Annotated in this window: 14 protein-coding genes; 11 read left to right on the top strand and 3 right to left on the bottom strand. The window is 44.6% G+C overall.

Annotated elements, in window-relative coordinates; genetic code table 11:
* Positions 1-85: 85 nt before the first annotated feature.
* Positions 86-1,204, bottom strand: coding sequence for an aspartate-semialdehyde dehydrogenase (gene asd / locus NI464_RS00595; protein ID WP_004647391.1), 1,119 nt, complete (start codon positions 1,202-1,204; stop codon positions 86-88).
* A 188-nt stretch (positions 1,205-1,392) separates the two neighbouring features.
* Here asd and NI464_RS00590 point away from each other — a divergent pair, with 188 nt between their 5' ends.
* Entirely contained in the window at positions 1,393-2,523 is a 1,131-nt protein-coding gene (locus NI464_RS00590; RefSeq protein WP_044111850.1) for an endonuclease/exonuclease/phosphatase family protein, read from the top strand.
* A 379-nt stretch (positions 2,524-2,902) separates the two neighbouring features.
* A complete protein-coding gene (locus NI464_RS00585) occupies positions 2,903-3,943 on the top strand; it encodes an IS481 family transposase (RefSeq protein WP_004642076.1) in 1,041 nt (346 codons plus the stop codon).
* Positions 3,944-4,050: 107 nt separating this feature from the next.
* Here NI464_RS00585 and NI464_RS00580 read toward each other — a convergent pair whose 3' ends face one another.
* Positions 4,051-4,986 carry an LpxL/LpxP family acyltransferase gene (locus tag NI464_RS00580; RefSeq protein ID WP_005261737.1) on the bottom strand — a complete coding sequence of 312 codons (936 nt, stop codon included), beginning with the start codon at positions 4,984-4,986 and terminating at the stop codon, positions 4,051-4,053.
* A gap of 107 nt (positions 4,987-5,093) precedes the next feature.
* Complete coding sequence (locus tag NI464_RS00575) at positions 5,094-6,998, bottom strand: ATP-binding cassette domain-containing protein (RefSeq protein ID WP_114541280.1); 1,905 nt, start codon at positions 6,996-6,998, stop codon at positions 5,094-5,096.
* Between the two features lie 33 nt (positions 6,999-7,031).
* On the opposite strand from NI464_RS00575, the gene NI464_RS00570 reads away from it, so the two are divergent.
* From NI464_RS00570 to NI464_RS00530, 9 genes are all read left to right on the top strand, one after another.
* Positions 7,032-7,277 (top strand): SlyX family protein, encoded by a 246-nt coding sequence (locus tag NI464_RS00570; RefSeq protein ID WP_004278477.1) that lies wholly within the window; start codon positions 7,032-7,034, stop codon positions 7,275-7,277.
* Between the two features lie 367 nt (positions 7,278-7,644).
* On the top strand, positions 7,645-8,649 hold the full coding sequence (locus NI464_RS00565) for a hypothetical protein (RefSeq protein ID WP_253137588.1): 1,005 nt from the start codon (positions 7,645-7,647) through the stop codon (positions 8,647-8,649).
* Positions 8,650-8,719: 70 nt separating this feature from the next.
* Complete coding sequence (locus NI464_RS00560; protein WP_004278475.1) at positions 8,720-9,169, top strand: hypothetical protein; 450 nt, start codon at positions 8,720-8,722, stop codon at positions 9,167-9,169.
* 30 nt (positions 9,170-9,199) lie between these two features.
* A complete protein-coding gene (gene topA / locus NI464_RS00555; RefSeq protein ID WP_004278474.1) occupies positions 9,200-11,842 on the top strand; it encodes a type I DNA topoisomerase in 2,643 nt (880 codons plus the stop codon).
* 93 nt (positions 11,843-11,935) lie between these two features.
* Entirely contained in the window at positions 11,936-12,739 is an 804-nt protein-coding gene (locus NI464_RS00550; RefSeq protein WP_034439084.1) for an NYN domain-containing protein, read from the top strand.
* A gap of 5 nt (positions 12,740-12,744) precedes the next feature.
* A complete protein-coding gene (locus NI464_RS00545) occupies positions 12,745-13,500 on the top strand; it encodes a hypothetical protein (protein WP_114541277.1) in 756 nt (251 codons plus the stop codon).
* A gap of 65 nt (positions 13,501-13,565) precedes the next feature.
* Positions 13,566-14,705, top strand: a complete 1,140-nt coding sequence (locus NI464_RS00540; protein ID WP_121979824.1) for a glycerate kinase — start codon at positions 13,566-13,568, stop codon at positions 14,703-14,705.
* A 152-nt stretch (positions 14,706-14,857) separates the two neighbouring features.
* Complete coding sequence (locus tag NI464_RS00535; protein ID WP_253137587.1) at positions 14,858-16,846, top strand: ATP-dependent helicase; 1,989 nt, start codon at positions 14,858-14,860, stop codon at positions 16,844-16,846.
* Between the two features lie 83 nt (positions 16,847-16,929).
* On the top strand, positions 16,930-17,181 hold the full coding sequence (locus NI464_RS00530) for an RNA recognition motif domain-containing protein (protein ID WP_005103025.1): 252 nt from the start codon (positions 16,930-16,932) through the stop codon (positions 17,179-17,181).
* Positions 17,182-17,359: the final 178 nt, after the last annotated feature.

Raw genomic sequence — 17,359 nt, 5'->3', positions numbered from 1 at the left:
TTGTTTTTTGTAAAATACTTACGCAATAGTTACATAAAAAAGCCGATCAATAAAGATCGGCTGTGGGCTTTATATCCAAAGGATATTAGGCATTTTTATAATCAATCAGAATACGCAGCATACGGCGTAACGGCTCGGCAGCGCCCCAAAGCAACTGGTCACCTACAGTGAACGCACCCAGATATTCTTTACCCATATTCAGCTTGCGCAGACGGCCGACTGGAACGCTTAAAGTACCTGTTACAGCAACAGGCGTTAGATCAGTCATGGATGCTTCACGAGTATTTGGAACCACTTTAGACCAGTCATTGGCACGTGCAATGATGTCTTCGATTTCATCCAAAGGTACATCTTTTTTCAATTTCAGGGTTAATGCCTGAGAGTGACAACGCATGGCACCAATACGCACGCAGTGACCATCAATTGGCACGATCTGCTGGTTGCCCAGAATCTTGTTGGTTTCAACCTGACCTTTCCATTCTTCTTTCGACTGGCCGCTTTCCAGTTGCTTGTCGATATAAGGAATGAGTGAACCAGCCAAAGGAACGCCAAAGTTTGCAGACGGGAAGCCTTCACCACGTTGTAATTCAGCAATTCTAGAGTCGATATCCAGAATTGGAGAACGCGGATCATCTAGCAACTCTTTGGTATTGTTATATAAATAACCCATACCATTGATCAGTTCACGCATGTTTTGCGCGCCTGCACCTGAAGCGGCCTGATAGGTCATTGACGTTGCCCATTCCACCAGATTGTTCTGGAACAGACCGCCCAAGCCCATCAGCATCAAGGAAACTGTACAGTTACCACCGACAAAAGTCTTGGTGCCTTTAACCAAACCATCTTTGATCACATGCATGTTGACCGGATCAAGTACGATGATGGCTTCATCATCCATACGTAAGGTTGATGCTGCATCAATCCAGTAACCGTTCCAGCCTTCAGCTTTCAATTTCGGGAAAACTTCAGAGGTATAGTCGCCACCTTGACAGGTAATAATGACATCCATTTGCTTCAGACTGTTAATGTCTGATGCATCCATAAGTGCTGGGGCGGTCTTACCGCCAAATGCCGGCGCTTCACCGCCTGCATTACTGGTAGAGAAATAGAATGGCTCAAAATGAGCAAAATCATTCTCTTCAACCATACGTTGCATAAGGACGGAACCAACCATCCCGCGCCAACCGACCAGACCTACTTTCATGTCACTTTGCCTCGGTGCGTTAAAAAATCAAAAGGGATTCGAGTGTACCAAAAAGGGACTCAACTGCAAGAGCTACACAATCAAAACATCAATATTCTTGAGAGAAATATCTGCTTTATGATACATACAAAATTGATAACGTCATTTTTCTTTTAGAAAAAATAATAACTTAATTAAGAGCGCAGTTTATGATATGGGTTATCCAAATTCTGGCAATCATTGTCATTTGGTTAAGTTTTTGGTCACTGATACCACGCGATGAATGGTGGATTCGGGGTGCGGATTTTCCACGCTTACAAATTCTGGTATTGGGCTTTATCGCCTTTATTCTTTTTCTCCTGGTTGATCATCCCTGGAACTGGTTGAATCAGCTGCTTTTTATCGGTCTGATGGCAGCTTTGGCCTATCAGTTGAAAATGGTATTGCCCTATACCTTTATCTGGAAAAAACAGGTCAAGCAGGTCAAGCAGGATCAGCTGGATCCGCAACGTCAGATTTCCCTGGTCGTTTCCAATGTACTTACTACCAATACCAAATATCATTTACTGATCGAGCAGATCCAGATTCATCAGCCAGATCTGGTTTTGACTCTGGAAACCGATCAAAACTGGCAAAATGCACTCTCGGTGATTGAAGCTGATTATCCTTATCGCGTGCCTGTGCCTTTGGATAATCTGTATGGCATGCATCTATATAGCAAGCTCGAACTGAGTGAAACTGAGGTTAAATTTATTCTGAGTGATGAAATTCCTTCCATTCATACCACGGTGATTTTACGCTCAGGACAACCGGTACAGCTCTACTGTCTGCATCCCAAACCACCCAGTCCGACCGAGGCCAAGGATTCTACCTTGCGTGATGCTGAACTGCTGATTGTCGGTGATCAGATTAAAGATCTGGATGAAAGCTGTATCGTCATGGGCGATCTGAATGACGTGGCCTGGTCACGTACCACACGCCTGTTTCAACGCATTAGTGGGCTGCTGGATCCGCGGGTAGGACGTCATTATGTGAATACTTTTCACGCAGATTATCCTTTTTTTCGCTGGTCGCTGGATCACGTCTTTCATAGTACCGATTTTGCCTTGGTACACATGGAGCGTTTACCGCATGTAGGTTCTGACCATTTTCCGGTCTTTCTGGTTTTACAAACCGGTCGGGTATTCGAGCATATTCAGGAAGAATTAGAACAAACTGATAAAGATGAGCAGGAAGCACAAAAAGCCATTGAAGAGGGCATTCAGAAAGCAGAGAAAGAGGAAAAAATAGTCACTGATGAAGTTGCCCTGGCTTATAAAGAAGGGGGCAAAATCTCATAGGTTTTTAGAAGAAAAGTGTACGATATTGCTTACAACAGTTTACGCTTCTTGCGAATGGGCAGGGGTTGGGAATCTGGGTATTCTAGGTTTATCAGCACAGGGAGTCGAGAAAGGATATTCTCATAAGGAAGACGAAGCTGAATGAAAACATCATGGATATGATGCTGAAAGGGAAATCACAAAAAAGCAGAACGAATTATAATATGTGAAAGCACAACCTCATTAACCCGAGTTTTACAGGATGTAGAGCTCGGGTTAAATTATTTCAATTACTTAAATGTATTAGTTCAGACTTGATCGTACATTCTTCTTGAAAAAGAGAAAGTTACCCGTTTTGATAAAGGTGTCGAAATCTTAATCAAACAAAGGTAACTTTCTTATGTTGCATACTAACAATCAAATCATTAAACACAAAGTAGGTCTGCTTAATTTAGCTGAAGAGCTTCAGAATGTATCCAGAGCATGCAAAGTGATGGGTGTTTCAAGAGATACATTTTATCGCTATCAGGAATTAGTGAAGTCTGGTGATATTGACGCACTGATCAATAAATCCCGTCGAGTACCAAATTTAAAAAACCGTGTAGATGATGCTACTGAACAGGCTGTTATTGATTTCGCAATTCAATATCCCGCATATGGTCAGCACCGTACTAGTAATGAATTACGCAAGAAGGGTGTATTCGTTTCAGGGAGTGGGGTTCGCTCTATATGGCTTCGTCATGATTTAGAAAACTTTAAGAAGCGTTTAAAAGCACTTGAGGCTAAAGTGGCACAGGATGGTATTGAATTAAATGATCAGCAGATTGCGGCACTTGAACGTAAGCATGAGGATGACGTTGCTTGTGGTGAAATCGAAACAGCTCATCCAGGCTATTTAGGCGCGCAAGACACCTTTTATGTCGGGAATCTAAAAGGTGTTGGACGAATCTATCAACAAACATTCATCGACACTTATAGCAAGGTCGTTCATTGCAAGCTCTATACAACAAAAACACCGATTACAGCGGCTGATTTACTCAATGATCGTGTGTTGCCATTCTATCAATCTCAGGACTTACCAATGCTTCGCATCCTCACAGACAGAGGTACTGAGTATTGCGGTAAGGTAGAACAACATGACTATGAGTTGTATCTGGCAGTTAATGATATTGATCACACGAAGACAAAAGCAGCTTCGCCGCAAACAAATGGTATCTGTGAGCGTTTCCATAAGACGATTTTGCAGGAGTTCTATCAAATTACGTTTAGGAAGAAGCTTTATAGCTCATTGGAAGAATTACAAGTTGATCTAGACGATTGGCTGAAATTCTATAATACTGAACGGACTCATCAAGGAAAAATGTGCTGTGGTCGTACACCACTTGAAACTTTACTTGATGGAAAACGGATTTGGGCTGAGAAGAATTTAGCTCAAATTTAACCTGACAGGCACAATAAAAAATGGGTAACTGTCAGATCAGGTTTGAGCTAGTACAACTTAAACATGATTTTAAGCTATAGCCCTTCAAATTCCGTGATCAAATCGATTTAGTAAATTGATTTATAACCTTCAGGGCGAGTCTTAAAACGGCGGTGGAACCACATATATTGGGTCGGTGCGATGCGCAACTGCTGCTCAATCACCCGGTTCACGCGAGTGGCATCTTCAACTTCATTCTCACTAGGGAAGTTTTCCAGTGCCGGTTCAATGAGCACATGGTAGCGCGGATTGTTAATATCGCCATGACGGTAGAAATATAAAGGAATTGCAGCCGCTTTGGTCATTTTCAGTAAACGGCGATGTGCGGTTACAGTCGCCGCAGGCACGCCAAAAAAAGGTGCCATCACGCCTTGTTTTAAACCATAATCCTGATCCGGACTGTACCAGATCGCATGGCCATTTTTCAGGTTACGTACCAGACCGCGCATATCATCATGGTCAATCTGATTGGCATAAATTGTGGCGCGACAACGGTAAATCAGCATGTCCAAAAGTGGATTATTCTGCGGACGATAGACCACATCCGGTTCAAAATATTGTGCGCAAAGATAACCACCCGCATCGAGCAAAGTTGAATGCGTGCCTAATAACAGCATGCCTTGGCCTGCGGCTTGTGCCTTCTGAATATGTTCCAAGCCTTCAATACTGACGCGGCCCTGAAACCATTTCGGACTGTACCAGGCATTCAGCGTCTCAAACACCCCAAGCATTTGATCGATAAATACCTGACGGGCATTGTCCTGTACCTGCTTTTCAGACCATTCGGGAAAGCAGACTTCCAGATTACGCAGCGTGGTTTCACGGCGTGATTTCAAGTATTTAAAAGAAAGGTGGCCCAGCAGGGACGCCAGACGATGCTGAATGGCCCAAGGTAAGATCGCCAGAATCATCAGGAAAATAATGCCTAGCCATTTGCCCCAATATTGAGGTAACAGGAATGACCATTGAAATTCACCGGGTTGATATGCAGGCTGAGTACTCATAAAACAATTTAGGGCCAAAAGATTAAATGCAGTCTAACAGAGAAGATTATTGAAATAAAAAAGCATCTGTACGAATACAGATGCTTTAGTAAAAGCTCGGGGAATATTTAGCCGTTACTTAGGTTGTCCAGTTCTTCCCAACGCTCTAATTTTTCCAGTAACAGCTCATCAATTTCGGATAAACGGTTAGAAAGTTTCAATGCTTTATCGGAATCAGTCACAAATAAAGAGCCATCAGCCAGTTGTGCGTTGATCTCGGCCTGCTCTTTTTCCAGTGCTTCCATTTCAGCAGGAAGTTGCTCGAGTGCACGCTGGTCCTTGTAGCTAAGCTTAACTTTTTTGGCAGCGACCGGTGCCGCCTCGGCTTCTGCTTTGGCTATGGCTTTTTTCACGGCACTTTTTTGGTCAACCACGGTTTGATCCGGACGTTGTTCAAGATAATCCTGATAACCGCCAACATATTCGTCAATATTGCCCTTACCATCAAAGACCCAAGTGGATGTTACCACGTTGTCCATAAAGGCACGGTCATGCGAGATCAACAGCAGGGTGCCTTTGTAGCCACCCAGCATCTCTTCCAGTAACTCTAAAGTCACCATATCCAGGTCGTTGGTTGGCTCATCCATCACAATCAGGTTCGATGGTTTCAGCAACAGTTTCGCTAGCAGGATACGGTTGCGCTCACCACCTGACAAAGCTTTGACTGGGGTACGGGCACGTTCTGGCGAAAACAGGAAATCTTGTAAATAACTATAGATATGACGACGGTTACCATTCACATCCACGTGGTCAGAACCTTCTGAGACGTTATCTTTAACAGATTTTTCCAGATCCAGCGCATTACGGAGCTGGTCGAAATAGGCCACTTCTAACTGCGTACCGGTCTTCACCGTACCGCCATGTTCTAGCTCGCCCAGAATGGCTTTAATGAGAGTAGTTTTACCGACACCGTTATCACCGACCAGACCGATACGGTCGCCACGGAGGACAAGTGCAGAGAAGTTGTTGATGATCGGTGCATTGTCACCGAATTTCACACTCAGGTTCTCAATTTCAAACACCAGTTTGCCGGAACGGTTGGCATCCTGAGTCGCCATCGTCACTTTACCTTGTTGCGAACGACGTGCTCTAGATTCTTCACGTAATGCTTTTAGGGCACGGACACGACCTTCGTTACGGGTACGACGGGCTTTAATCCCTTGACGGATCCAGACTTCTTCCTCAGCCAGCTTTTTATCGAACAGCGCATTTTGCTTTTCTTCAGCTTCCATTTGCTGGGCTTTCAGGTCTAGATAACGTGAATAGTTACCTTCATAACTACGCAGTTGACCACGATCCAGTTCAACAATACGGGTAGCAATGCTATCGACAAAGGCACGGTCATGCGAAATGAACAATAGGGTCAAATTATTTTGATCGAGCAGGAATTTTTCCAGCCATTCGATACTTTCAACGTCTAAATGGTTAGTCGGTTCGTCGAGTAACAGGACATCAGGTTGGGTAAGTAAAGCACGTGCTAGCAAGACACGACGTTTACGACCACCAGACAAATCGGCAAGATCTGCATCCGGGTCCAGGCCCATTTTGCTTAAAATCGAATTGACCTTGGTTTCCAGGGCCCAGCCATCCAGCTGATCCATTTTGTGTTGCAGGTTGCCCATACGATCACAGGCGTCCATGTCACCTAGTACACAAGCTTCACTGGCAGCATGATAAGCACGCAGAACTTCTGACGCTTCACCAGCGCCATCTGCCACGATATCAGCCACTTTACCTGAATCCATCGGTACATCTTGCGCCAGCATGGAAATGGTAATGCCGTTTTGTAATGAAACTTCGCCGTTGTCAGGCAGTAAACTTCCTTCAATCAGCTTAAGTAAGGTAGACTTACCCTCACCATTACGGCCAATCAAACACACTCGTTCGCCGCGTTCCAAGTTAAAATTCGCGCCGTCGAGCAGGGCGGGTCCACCAAACGCAAGTTGGACATCCCTAAGGGTAATATAGGCCATAATGTTTCCTGAAATCCCCAATGAGGACTTTAAATGACTAAACAACAAAATCTAAATGATCAGGCGTCATTTTCCGCACCCATTGAAGATTTGCAAGTGCGAATTGCATTTTTAGACGATTTAGTTGAACAGTTGAATGATCAGGTGGCTAAACAGACCCTGGAAATTGCTGATCTGAAAAAGCAAATGACGCTGTTATATCAACGTGTTGAGTCCTCCGATCTGTCTGAAGGCATTGCAGAATTTGATCCGGTTGCAGATCGCCCACCACATTATTAATTTGCAACCAATGATTTAATCAACAATGACCCTTAGCTGATCTAAGGGTTTTTTATTGAAAAATAAAAATGAGCCAATCGATAAGATGGTAAAAGAGAAGTATTTTTGTTTTGAATGGGCTTTTAAATTGCCTTAAACACGCATATAAAAGTAATCAAGTGCAGCGTGATGATCAAGTGCCAAAGAAATTTTCCTGCTGAAAACAAATATTCGGGCTTATAAACAGATTTCTTGCAGGTATTTCATAAAATGCAGTTTGGCCCTCTGCCGAAACAGGCCTGCACCCATTCAGTCGTAAAATTATTTGACCTTTCACTCACTTCCTACTCTAATACCCGCTCTCAGGTACATTCCGGAATTGCGTCCCATGCACCCAAAAGTTGTTCTACTCGACCTCGAAAATAATTTCCCCACAGCCAAGTTAATGCGTGAGATTGTGGCGCATTATTCGACTTTATATCTGTTTAGCTGTGCTGGAAAATTTGAATTCTCCTTAGAGGATTTAACCGAGCTTGCCGGCTGGGTTAGCAGTGGTCAGGTGGTGGTACTGGACACGCCTGAATCGCCACAAAAAGAATATGAATATGCGGTCATTGTCGGTCAGCTTATGGCGCTACTGGAGCCGGAAACCGAGGTTGAATTGATCTCGGCGATGGACAGTTGCGAAATGTTGCAACAGATGCTGCAAACTTCTGATATTACGTGTCACCTGATTCAGATTCAGCCTGATGAGACAAGCATTCCAACAGATCAACCTAAAAATCATCTTCCGAGTCTGGACGCCATCAAGAACAAACCTGCCTTACAGTTGGTGAAAAAATACTGTGATGCGTTAGGGAAAATGAGTGGCAAACCGAATACGGTGGAAACCCTAAAAAACTCAGTGGCGAATATTCTGCAAGTGATGCCGGTAAAAGCTCAGCATGTGGTCGGCATGTTGATTAACCTGAAAATCGTCAAACGCTATGATGAGCAAATCAGCTTCCGCAAAAAAGTTTTGAAACAATGGCTGCAACTCAATCTGGATGAACAAAGCCCGGTTGAAAATCCAAAACTGGATCAGGTCATTTCCCAACTGAAGGCAGAAGAAGCTCCAGTTGAATCTGAAATACTCAAGTCACCAATCCAGTCGGCACAGCAAGACCTGTTCAAGAACTTTGGCCGGATCGATCCGGTACAACTGGAAGTGGCGCGTAAACTGCGTGAATTGCAGGGCGATAAACCCAAAGACATTTATGAGCTGCGTGATTTACTGGAACAGTTATTTCCAAAATCGGACATCCGCTTGCTGCTGAAGGAGTTGATCGAGAAAGGTTATATTTACTGGAATGGTCACGAAATTTTATATAGTCATGAAATGTTCCTGAATTAATTTTATCGTGCAAACTTGCGTTTTATATTGTGCTTATGCAACTCTAATAATAGAACATAAAGGTTGAACTATGGAAAACACTGGAATCTGGGTGACGGTGGTCATCATCATTTTCGTCATAGGGTCGATTTTCGGGTTGCGCGTGAGCCCCCGAGAAAAAGCCTTGGGCCTGATGCGTGATAAAGCCCGTAAAATGGGTTTGCATCCACGTCTGGTGGTGGCACCGGACTGGACCAAAATCCCGAAGGCGACTGAAAGTCGTGCCAGTATGGTCGCATACTACAGTGTGCTGATGCCAGATGCACGTTTGCCCTTGATGCGCGCCCGTGTTGTCGATAATAAACTCGAAATCGTGCAGGGTGATGAGAAATTTAAAGATTTTCCCATTGCATTAAAAGGCATTTATGCTATTGATATGCAGGCCAACTGTGTCGGCGTGTATTGGGATGAAGAAGCTGATTTAAGAGCGACTCAACTCGACGACATCAAAGCGCTGTTACACGCTTTGGCTGAACTTTAATTTAGAAATAAACAGGATTAACGGTTAATTATGGCGAACGCTCCTCGGTCCACATCAAAAAGCAGCACAGCGAAGTCTCCCGACGCTGGAAGCAAGCGTGCCCTAGTGATTGTGGAGTCGCCTGCAAAAGCGAAAACAATCAATAAGTACCTTGGTCCGAACTACATCGTAAAATCATCAGTGGGTCATGTGCGTGACTTGCCGACAGGCGGTTCTGCAAAATCGACAGAGAAAAAACCGGCGACACGTACCAAACTGACGGATGCAGAAAAAGCTGAAAAATCACAGAATGCGTTGATTAACCGCATGGGTGTCGATCCGGAACATGACTGGAAAGCCAAATACGAAGTCCTTCCTGGCAAAGAACATGTGGTTGCCGAACTGAAAAAACTGGCATCGCAAGTCGATGAAGTCTATCTGGCAACGGATATGGACAGGGAAGGAGAGGCGATTGCCTGGCATTTAAAAGAAGTCATCGGCGGTGATGATTCGCGTTATCAGCGTGTGGTCTTTAATGAAATTACCAAAAATGCGATTCAGGATGCCTTTAAGCATCCGTCACGTCTGGATACCAATAAAGTCAATGCGCAGCAGGCACGCCGTTTCCTGGATCGTGTCGTGGGCTTTATGATTTCGCCATTGCTTTGGGAAAAGATTGCGCGTGGTCTGTCAGCCGGTCGTGTACAGTCGGTTGCGGTGAAGCTAGTGGTCGAGCGTGAACGTGAAATTCGTGCCTTCATTCCTGAAGAATACTGGCAGGTGTTTGCCGATACCAAATCGAAAAAAGATGATATTCGTCTCGAAGCGGTCAAGCAAAATGGCAAGACGCTCAAGCTGCGCAACAAAGCCGAAACTGATGCCTTATTAAACCTGATCAAAGATGCGGATTATACGGTTTCTGCACGTGAAGATAAGCCAACCAAGGTCAATCCAAGTGCGCCGTATATCACGTCAACGCTACAACAGGCAGCCAGTACCCGTCTCGGTTTTTCTGTGAAGAAAACCATGATGCTGGCGCAGCGTCTGTATGAAGCCGGCTTCATTACCTATATGCGTACCGACTCGACCTTCTTGAGTGATGATGCGGTGAATATGGTGCGTGGTCATATCGAATCCGAGTTTGGCGAGAAGTATTTGCCTGCCAAGCCGAACCGTTATGGCAATAAAGCCGGTGCGCAAGAAGCGCATGAGGCGATTCGTCCATCTATGGTTGGCTTAAAAGGCGACAGTCTGGTGGGTGTTGAGCGTGATGCACAGCGTCTGTATGACCTGATCTGGCGCCAGTTTGTTGCCTGTCAGATGACTCCGGCAGAATATCTGTCTTCTACCATTTTGGTGGATGCCAATGGCGTGGAACTGAAAGCTAAAGGCCGGACACTGGTCTTTGATGGCTTTACCCGCGTGCGTGGTGCCAATAAAGCCGATGACGATATTTTATTGCCTGCGGTCAAAGTGGGTGAAGTGCTTAAACTTGAGAAACTTGACCCATCTCAACATTTCACCAAACCACCGGCACGTTTTACCGAAGCCTCATTGGTCAAAGAACTCGAGAAAAAAGGCATTGGCCGTCCATCAACCTATGCTGCGATTATCTCGACCATTCAGGATCGTGGTTATGTGAAACTGGATAACCGTCGTCTCTATGCCGAGAAGATGGGCGAAATCGTCACCGATCGTCTGGATGAAAATTTTAGTAATCTGATGAACTATGCCTTTACCGCAGATCTTGAAGGTCAGCTGGATAAGGTGGCAGATGGTGAGCGTAACTGGAAAGAGCTGTTAGACAGCTTCTATGGCGATTTCAAGCAGCGTTTGACTACTGCGCAGGGTGAGAACGGTATGCGCCGTAATCAGCCTGTAGAAGTGGATGCGGTACACTGTAAAGAATGTGACCGTCCGATGCAGATTCGTACTGGAACCACAGGCGTATTCCTGGGGTGTTCAGGCTATAACTTGCCGCCGAAAGAGCGTTGTAAGGGAACCTTGAACCTGACACCAGTGGAGTCTCTGGCTGCATTATCTGATGATGAGGCTGCGGAAACTGCTGACCTGATGTCGAAGAAGCGTTGTCCGATCTGTGAAACTGCCATGGACAGCTATGTGATTGATGGCGGCCGTAAACTGCATATCTGTGGGAATAACCCGGACTGTAGTGGTTTTGAACTTGAAGAAGGCGAGTTCAAAATTAAAGGCTATGATGGCCCGAGTATCCCATGCGACAAGTGTGATGGTGAAATGCAGCTGAAGACGGGTCGTTTTGGCCCGTATTTTGCCTGTACCAGCTGTGACAATACCCGTAAAGTCTTAAAGAGCGGTCAGCCTGCGCCTCCACGGGTGGATCCGATCAAGATGGAGCATTTACGTTCTGCCAAGCATGATGATTTCTTTGTACTGCGTGATGGTGCAGCCGGTTTATTCCTGGCGGCAAGCAAGTTCCCGAAAGTGCGTGAAACCCGTGCACCGAAAGTGGCCGAGATTCGTTCTGTTGCCGACCAGCTTGATCCAAAGTATCAGTTTATCTTGCAGGCACCTGATGTGGACCCGGAAGGGAATCCAACTCTGGTAAAATTTAGCCGTAAGAACCAGTCACAATATATTGGTTCGGAAACTGCAGAAGGCAAGCAAACCAAATGGTCTCTGGTTTATCAGGACGGAAAATGGGTTGAAGCCTAAACTCTAAGATTCAAAAAAATGCTGACGAAAGTCGGCATTTTTTATGTCAGAATCATGTATATAAAAAATTAAAAATAATATCTTGGGGTGGATGTGGATATTCAGACAAAAAAGTTCGCTGTATTAATCGATGCGGATAATTCTTCTATCAACGCGATTTCATCGGTATTGGAGGAAGTTGCGAAATATGGAATTGCCAGTGTCAAACGTGTGTATGGGGACTGGAGCAGCGAAACTTTAAAGAAATGGCGAGATGTACTCCTTCCTCATGCCATCACTCCGGTACAACAATTCGCTTATACCAAGGGTAAAGATGCGACGGATATGATCCTGATCATTGATGCTATGGATTTACTTTATGCAGGTGCATTAGATGGATTTTGTATCGTATCCAGCGATAGCGATTTCACGCCCTTAGCTTCACGTATTCGTGAAAATGGTCTAACAGTGTATGGCTTTGGCAAAAAAGCTACGCCTGAAGCATTTAAGAAAGCCTGTGACAAGTTCATTTATATCGAAAACTTACTTGTAGATAGTGAAATTAAAAATAATGAGGATGGTGAAGAAACAGGATCAATAGATAAAAAAGTTTCGGAGATTATCAAGACTAATGGACAAAAAACTATATCTGCGCAAAAGGAAATTCAGTTACCTGAAGGGATGGATCGAGCTACGCTTAACTTAATTTATAAAGCTGTAAAAGATAATGCCGATGATAATGGATGGGCGAATTTAGGGATGGTCGGGCAGTATATCAGTGCAGTAAAGCCTGATTTTGACTCTCGTAACTATGGTAGAGCCAAATTGTCAGGATTAATAAAAACTTTAAATTTATTTGAAACAAAAATAGAAATGAGTCAGATGTATTTAAGAAAAATGAAAAAGCAGAGTGTGTAATCGATATGTGGAAAAAGATTCGGATTCTGATTTTATTAATCATCTTATTGATTGTCGCGGTCAATGCCTATCGTGATCAAAACCAGAACTGGTCAAAGCCAATTATTGTTTTGCTGCATCCGATTAATGCCGATGGATTACCGACCACACAGCAATATATCCAGCAACTGTCGAGGCAGGACTTGAATGGAGCAAGGGAATATCTGGAAAAAGCAGCTCAGCAGTATCGCGGAAAGCCGACTTATTTTTATTTTAATTTAGGCCGTGAGCTTCAAGTTCTACCACCCAAAGTCCCTGAGCAAGCCTCGCTCATCGATACAGTTTTATGGAGTTTAAAATTCCGGTTCTATGCTTGGAAACAACGACAGAGTTCAGATCCTTCAGCCAATGTGACTTTATTTTTAAATTACTATGATCCTGTGCAGACCAAGCAATTGAAACATTCAACTGCCTTGCAAAAAGGCCGAATTGGTTCGGTAAATCTATTTGCATCCAAGCAACAGACTGAACAGAATAAAATTGTCTTGGTGCATGAATTACTGCATGCCTTTGGCGCTTCAGATAAATATGATTTGGCCACAGGCCAACCGATTTATCCACTGGGTTATGCATTTCCAGATCAACAACCCTTATTTCCGCAGGCCAAAGCGGAGCTGATGGCAGGATATATCCCGGTGTCTCAAACCACCAGTAAAATGCCAGAATCTTTAAATCAAACTTTGATTAATGAGATAACTGCAATTGAACTGGGCTGGAAATAAAGACTTGTGGATAGTGCTGGATTTATCCACAATTTAGACTTCATTTGTGGATAAAAGATCACACCATGCCGCTCACCTTTGTGCTTGCTCCTGACTCGTTTAAAGAAAGCATGTCTGCTGCACAGGCTTCTCAGGCCATGCAACGCGGTATTCAGAACGTCATTCCGGATGCCCACATTATTCATGTGCCAATGGCTGATGGTGGTGAAGGCACGGTCGATGCACTGATTTCAAGTTTAAAGGGGCAAAGTATTGCATGTGACGTGACCGGGCCATTATCTGAGCAACGTATCCAGACCTATTGGGGGATGGTTGATGCAGGCCAGACTGCCGTGATTGAAATGGCCAAAGCCAATGGCATACATTTGCTTGCAGCAGAAAAGCGTAACCCGATGCTGACTACAACCTATGGCACAGGAGAAATGATCAAACGGGCGCTGGACTTGGGAGTGAAAAAAATCATTGTCGGTTTAGGTGGCAGTGTCACCAATGATGCGGGTGCGGGCATGGCGCAAGCATTGGGTGTGCGGTTTTTAAATCATGCGGGAGAGTCAATTCAGGTCTGTGGTGGAAACTTAGAACTGGTCAAATCAATGGATCTATCCGAACTGGATCCACGTTTAGCAGATACTGAAATACTCATTGCATCGGATGTCAATAATCCGTTGTGTGGGCCAAGTGGTGCCTCTTATATCTTTGGCCCACAGAAAGGGGCAATGCCTGAAATGGTCAAGCAACTGGATCAAAACTTTGGGTATTTTGCCGATGTAGTCGCTGGGCAGTTTGGCCGTGATTATCGTCATGTTGCAGGGGCTGGTGCTGCCGGTGGACTGGGTTTTGGTTTAATGGCATTCACTGCTGCCTCTATTCGGTCCGGGGTGGAACTGATGATTGAACAGGTTCAACTGAATGAGAAAATAGCGCAAGCAGATTATGTCCTGACCGGTGAAGGTAAAATTGATAGTCAAACATCTTTGGGCAAAACCCCTTTTGGGGTAGCACAGCTCGCCAGGCAATTTAATAAACCGGTAATCGCTTTTGCTGGTCTAATCGGTGAAGGAATTGAGGATCTGTTTGAGTCAGGATTTAGCCAGATTATTGGTATTAATCCACCAGATTGTCCTTTAGAAGAAGCCTTAAAAAATGCAGAAATGAACTTGGAGAAAGCTGTCGCTGAGATAGTTAAAAATCTTTTGACAGAGTGAGAGTATTTCTCTCTCCTGCAATCCAGCACGCCCTGTCGTTAGCTAATATCAAATCAGGAAATAAAATTGGAGACAGTTTCAGGACAACTGAAAAGCCATAATTCTGGAAGCGATCTGTTAAACTACATACATCCACAAAATGATGAGTGAAAATGAGTTTAGCCACCCTGATTGATGAATTAAACCCCCAACAAAAGCAAGCAGCGACCACAGAAGCAAAACACAGTTTGGTGCTGGCCGGGGCAGGTTGTGGCAAAACCAAGACCATCGTGGCACGCGCAGCTTACTTGATTGAACAGGGCGTGCCTGCCAACCAGATTCAGATTCTGACCTTTACCCGCCGGGCTGCCAGTGAAATTGTGGCGCGTGTCGAACTGGCACTTGGTGAAGAAGCCAAGGGACTGCGGGCCTCGACCTTTCATACCTTCTGTATGTATCTGCTGCGCCGTATTCCGAAAGCTTTTGGTCTGGAACAGTTTTCGATTATTGATCGTGATGATCAGCTGATGATGTTCCGCCTGATTCGCGGTCGTGATGACAAGAAAAATCCCAATCATCTGCCTAAGCCTCAGGAACTATGTGACCTGTATTCTTTTGCACGGAATACCCGGCAAAAACTTAGTCTGGCACTGGAAAAACAGATGCCGGAATATCTGGCTCTCAAAGACCAGATTGCCGAAATCATGAAAGAGTACGAAGCACGTAAGCAGGCACGCAGCTTTCTGGATTATGATGACATTCTGGCGGTAGTAGCTACGGCGCTGGCACAGTCCGAAGGTCTGGTCGATTATGTCGCTTCAATCTGTCGGCATATGCTGGTCGATGAAATGCAGGATACCAATCCATTGCAATGGGCTTTGTTGGAGCCACTCAAAGACCGAATCAGCCTGTTCTGTGTCGGTGATGATGCGCAATCCATTTATGGTTTCCGTGGTGCAGACTTTGAGAATATTCACCATTTCAAAGAGCGTGTGCCAGATGCGCAGATTTTTAAATTAGAAAAAAACTACCGTTCGACCCAAGAAATTCTGGATCTGTCCAACTGGCTGCTTGATCAGTCTGAAATTAAATATGACAAACGTCTGGAAGCGTATCGCGGAGAAGGTGTTAAGCCGCGCATGCATATTTTCCCGAATGAATTTGATGAAGCCAAATGGATTGCGATTGATATTAAAGAACGTCATTATCTGCAAGGCAGCAAATGGGGCGAGCATATGGTGCTGGTACGCTCCAGTTTTGCCGCGCGGCATATTGAAGCGGCCTGTATCGCGGCCAATGTGCCGTATCGCTTTATTGGTGGCATGAAGCTGCTGGAAACTGCGCATGTCAAAGATTTGCTCAGCATGCTGCGGGTGGTGGCCAATCCACTAGATGATATTGCCTGGATGCGTTTCTTAACCCTGTGGAATGGTGTGGGTGATGTTGGTGCTAGCAAGCTATCGCAGCAGTTATTGGCTGAACCGGAAATGGATCAGATTGCAAAGAAATTAGAACAGTTTGGCAAGATACCGCTAGAGACTATTCTGATCATGCAGCAGATGAATGTGCTCAAAGGCGAAGTGCAAGCCTGTGTCAGTCTTGCGATTCAGGCGATTGAATCTCAACTGGCAGAAAACTATAAAAAGGATTGGCCACGTCGCCAGAGTGATTTTGAACTGGTCAAACAGCTGGCCTCCAAACATTCGCAGCTGAGTGAATTTTTAGAGGAATATGTACTGGATCCGGTGTCAATTTCGGAAATTGAACGCCAGTCGGATCATGATGTGGTGACCTTAATCACCATTCACTCGGCCAAAGGCACCGAGCAAAATGTCTGTTATGTAGCCAATGTCACGCCGGGGAATTATCCGCATGCACGTGCCCAAGGTGATTTTGATGATGTCGAAGAAGAGCGTCGTGTGCTGTATGTAGCATTGACCCGGGCAAAAAATGAATTGATTCTGACCAAACAGAACCTGAATCATTGGGCGCGGGAAACGGTCGATGAGCAGGGGCGTAAAGTCGAAAGCTATTTCCTGAATGATCTTACCCGGCAGTTATGCACCACGGAAACCCATTACAAAACTCGGCAGCAAACCGTAAAAAGTGCCTTGATTGAACGCAAGTCGATTAATTTAGATTTTGGGATTGATCTCGATTAAACTATAGCAAAGTTGTTTCATGCAAAAAGTAGAGTAGGCGCGTGCTTTTTGATATTTTTTGCCTATCTTCTTAAGGTTGTAAGATGAAAATTTTAGTTCGTAATTTAGAACGTACGGTCACAGAAGCCGAATTACTGAAACTGTTCCAGGAATATGGCACAGTGGAGACCTGTACTTTGGTGCTTGATGCAGCAACAGGCAAATCAAAAGGTTTTGCTTTTGTAGAAATGCCACATGGCCGTGAAGCAGTCAAAGCCATTAAAGGCCTGAATACTTTACGCCTGCACGGACATGGGATCCGCGTGAAAGCCACAGAAGATAAGCCTCAGGCTTAAACTCAAAAAAGGAGCACTTGATAGGCTCCTTTTTTATGGCTGAAATTTATTATCGCTGTACTTAATTAGTGAGCTCAATGCTCTGAATTTCAGTGCTGGATGGATTCAGTCTAAACATCTTTTGATTGCGAAATGCAGGCGAACCTTTTACTTTATAAAAGCCAAAATTTGTTTTAAA

Origin of the sequence: Acinetobacter lwoffii (assembly GCF_024129685.1) — a bacterium.
In the GTDB taxonomy this organism is placed as follows: Bacteria; Pseudomonadota; Gammaproteobacteria; order Pseudomonadales; family Moraxellaceae; genus Acinetobacter; species Acinetobacter lwoffii_X.
This window is presented reverse-complemented; position numbering and strand designations above follow the sequence as displayed.